This is a genomic window from Streptomyces bambusae (genome assembly GCF_019400985.1).
Taxonomy (GTDB): Bacteria; Actinomycetota; Actinomycetes; order Streptomycetales; family Streptomycetaceae; genus Streptomyces; species Streptomyces bambusae_A.
On sequence record NZ_WTFF01000523.1, the window covers coordinates 1 to 3,063 of the forward strand.

Annotated in this window: 2 protein-coding genes and 1 pseudogene; all 3 read right to left on the reverse strand. The window is 76.1% G+C overall.

Annotated features, from left to right (window positions below; translation table 11 throughout):
* A partial coding sequence (locus GPJ59_RS35035; protein WP_308120663.1) for a hypothetical protein occupies positions 1 to 1,264 on the reverse strand: 1,264 nt, incomplete at its 3' end.
* A 277-nt stretch (positions 1,265 to 1,541) separates the two neighbouring features.
* Positions 1,542 to 2,795, reverse strand: coding sequence for a phosphoribosylamine--glycine ligase (gene purD / locus GPJ59_RS35040; RefSeq protein WP_219672109.1), 1,254 nt, complete (start codon positions 2,793 to 2,795; stop codon positions 1,542 to 1,544).
* A gap of 61 nt (positions 2,796 to 2,856) precedes the next feature.
* Positions 2,857 to 3,063 (reverse strand): annotated as a pseudogene (locus tag GPJ59_RS35045) (DNA polymerase III subunit gamma/tau); the annotation flags it as partial.

A 3,063-nucleotide genomic window follows, 5' to 3' on the forward strand; every position in this document is an offset into this window, starting at 1 on the left:
GGTCCGGCCCGCCGCCCGCCGTGAGGTCCATGGCCGGCAGCGGCTCCGCCGCCCGGGCCGCCGGGCCGGGACGGCCCGCCGGTGCGCTCTCCGGGACGGCCAGTGCGTCGAGGGCGCGGTGGAGCCGGGAGGCCTCCGCACGCCAGGTGCGGTCGACGACCTCCTCGGGGTAGTCCGGCCACTCCACGGGCGCCCAGTCGGGGCCCGCTTCGGCCGGCCCGCCGTGGAAGAGCCGGGCCGCGAGGAGCGAGGCCGCCTCGTCCACCGTCCCGGGCTCCTCCAGGAGGTCGCACGCGGGGCGCTCGCCCAGGCGGGAGGCGAACCCCTCGGCCAGGCGGTCGCGACGGGACAGTTCGGTCAGCGCGGAGACCACTCCCGCGTCCAGATGGGCCGGCCAGCGCCCCATCCGCCACGCGGGCAGCGCGACCCGGGTCAGCAGCCGGTCCCAGCCCGCGTAGGCGAGGCCCACCTGCTCCTGTGCCACGATGCGCAGCCCGTAGTCCACGCTCTGGGCCCGCTCCGAGGCGGCCGCGGCGACCCCGCGCTCCATCTCGGCGGCGTCCGCCCGGCACAGCCGCAGCAGCAGCCTCGCCGGCCGGGCGATCCAGCCCAGCCCCCGGCCGTTGCCCACGTCCACCGCGGCGTCCAGACCGCGGATGAAACGCCGGGCGTCGGCTATGTCGGGGTGCGCGGAGGGACCCGTACCGGCGACGACCGGGGCGAGGACCGCCCGCAGCTCGCCGACCCGCATCCACCACAGGAAGGGGGAGCCGATGACCAGCACCGGAGCGGCGTCGCGCTCGGTCTCCGGGCCGGCGGCGCCGGCGGATATGCCCCGGCGCCGGTGCGCGACGTGCGTGCGGTCCTCCAGCCAGCTGTCGCAGTCCGGCGTGAGGGCTATCGCCGAGGGCGGCGGCACCCCCAGCCGGTCGGCCAGGTCCCGCACCAGGCGGTACAGATCGGGGGCGGCGGCCTCCGACAGCGGCACCGTCGGGGTCACCGCCGGACTCGCCCGCAGCACCACCGCGGCGACGATCCCGCCGGTCAGCAGCACCACGACGGCGACCCCGCACACGGCGAGGGTCACGGCGGGCCAGGGATCGCCCGTCAGCCGCCCGGTGGCCCGGGCGGTCACCAGGACCACGGAGAGGGCGGCGGGGAGCAGCACGACGGCCAGCGCCCTGCTGCGCACCCGCAGCACGGCGAGGGCCCGCGAGCGCGCGCTCTGCGCGCCCACCTCGATGATCGAACCGGTTCCGGACACGACCGGACCTCACCCCCTCTGCCCTGCGGCGGCTTTGCTCACTCCCCCACTGTGACACCCGCCACTGACATCGCAATGCCGGTGGGCCAAGTGCCGGAATGCTTGCGCCGCACCATAGTTGGGGCGTGCCCGGGCGTCAGGCGGACGACGCATCGATCACCCGATGGAATGGCTTTGGGTAAAGCTGGGTGCGGTCGAGGGCGCCCGGCCGCAGTCACGCGCGTGGGCCCGGGCGCATCCCGCGCGCCCGGGCCCACGACCTGCCGATGCCCTCGGCTCAGCTGTTTTCGGCCGCCTTGGCGGCGATGTCCGTACGGTACTGGGAGCCGGCCAGCCGGATCCGCGAGACCGCCTTATACGCCCGCTCCCGGGCCTGCGCCAGGTCGGAACCGGTCGCCGTCACCGACAGCACCCGTCCACCCGCGCTGACGACCGCGTCACCCTCGCGCCGGGTCCCGGCGTGCAGCACGTACGCGTCGGGGGCGTCCTGCTCCGCCACCTCGGCCAGGCCCTCGATCGGGTCGCCGGTGCGCGGCGTTCCCGGATAGTTGTGGGAGGCCACGACCACCGTGACGGCCGCGTCCTCGCGCCAGCCGAGCGGCTCCTGGGAGTCCAGGGTGCCGTTGGCCGCGTGCAGCAGGACGCCGGCGAGCGGCGTACGCAGCCGGGCGAGGACGACCTGGGTCTCGGGGTCGCCGAAGCGCGCGTTGAACTCGATCACCCGCACGCCCCGGCCGGTGATCGCCAGGCCGGCGTAGAGCAGACCGGAGAAGGGGGTGCCGCGGCGGCGCAGCTCGTCCACGGTCGGCTGCAGGACGGTCGCCAGGACCTCGTCGACCAGCTTGGGGTCGGCCCACGGCAGCGGCGAGTACGCGCCCATGCCGCCGGTGTTCGGCCCCTGGTCGCCGTCGAGCGCGCGCTTGAAGTCCTGGGCGGGCTGGAGCGGCAGCACGGTGACGCCGTCGGTGATGGCGAAGAGCGAGACCTCGGGGCCGTCCAGGTACTCCTCGATGACCACCCGGTCGCAGGCGAGCGCGTGCTCGCGGGCCGCGTCCCGGTCCTCGGTCACGACGACGCCCTTGCCCGCGGCGAGGCCGTCGTCCTTGACGACGTACGGCGCGCCGAAGGCGTCCAGCGCGTCGTCGACCTCGTCGGGCGTGGTGCACACGTAGGAGCGGGCCGTCGGGACGCCGGCCTCGGCCATCACGTCCTTGGCGAAGGCCTTGGAGCCCTCCAGCTGCGCCGCCTCGCTCGACGGGCCGAAGACGGGGATCCCGGCCGCGCGGACCGCGTCGGCGACGCCGGCGACCAGCGGCGCCTCGGGGCCTACGACGACCAGCCCGGCGCCGAGCTCGGCGGCCAGGGCGGCGACGGCCGCGCCGTCGAGCGCGTCGACCTCCCGCAGCTCGGCCACCTCCGCGATCCCCGCATTACCGGGGGCGCAGTAGAGCGCGGTGACGTCGGGGTCGAGGGACAGAGAGCGGCACAGGGCGTGTTCGCGGGCGCCGCCGCCGATGACGAGGACCTTCACGGCCCTCAGCCTAGCCCGCACGCGGGGCGGATCTTCGTGCGGGCACCCCAATGACGCGGCCCTACTCGTTCGTATATTCCTCCACCACCGTGGCGCCCAGCTCGCGCACGATCAGGTCGTGGCCGCTGAGCGCGCTCTCGACCAGATCCGGGTCGTCGTCCTCCGGTACGTCGTCCTCGGGCGCGACCGGCACCGGGGCGGGGGCCGCCGACCGGGTCGGCGCCTGGGCCGGGGCCGACGCGGGCGCCGACGCGGCGGGCGCCTGGAC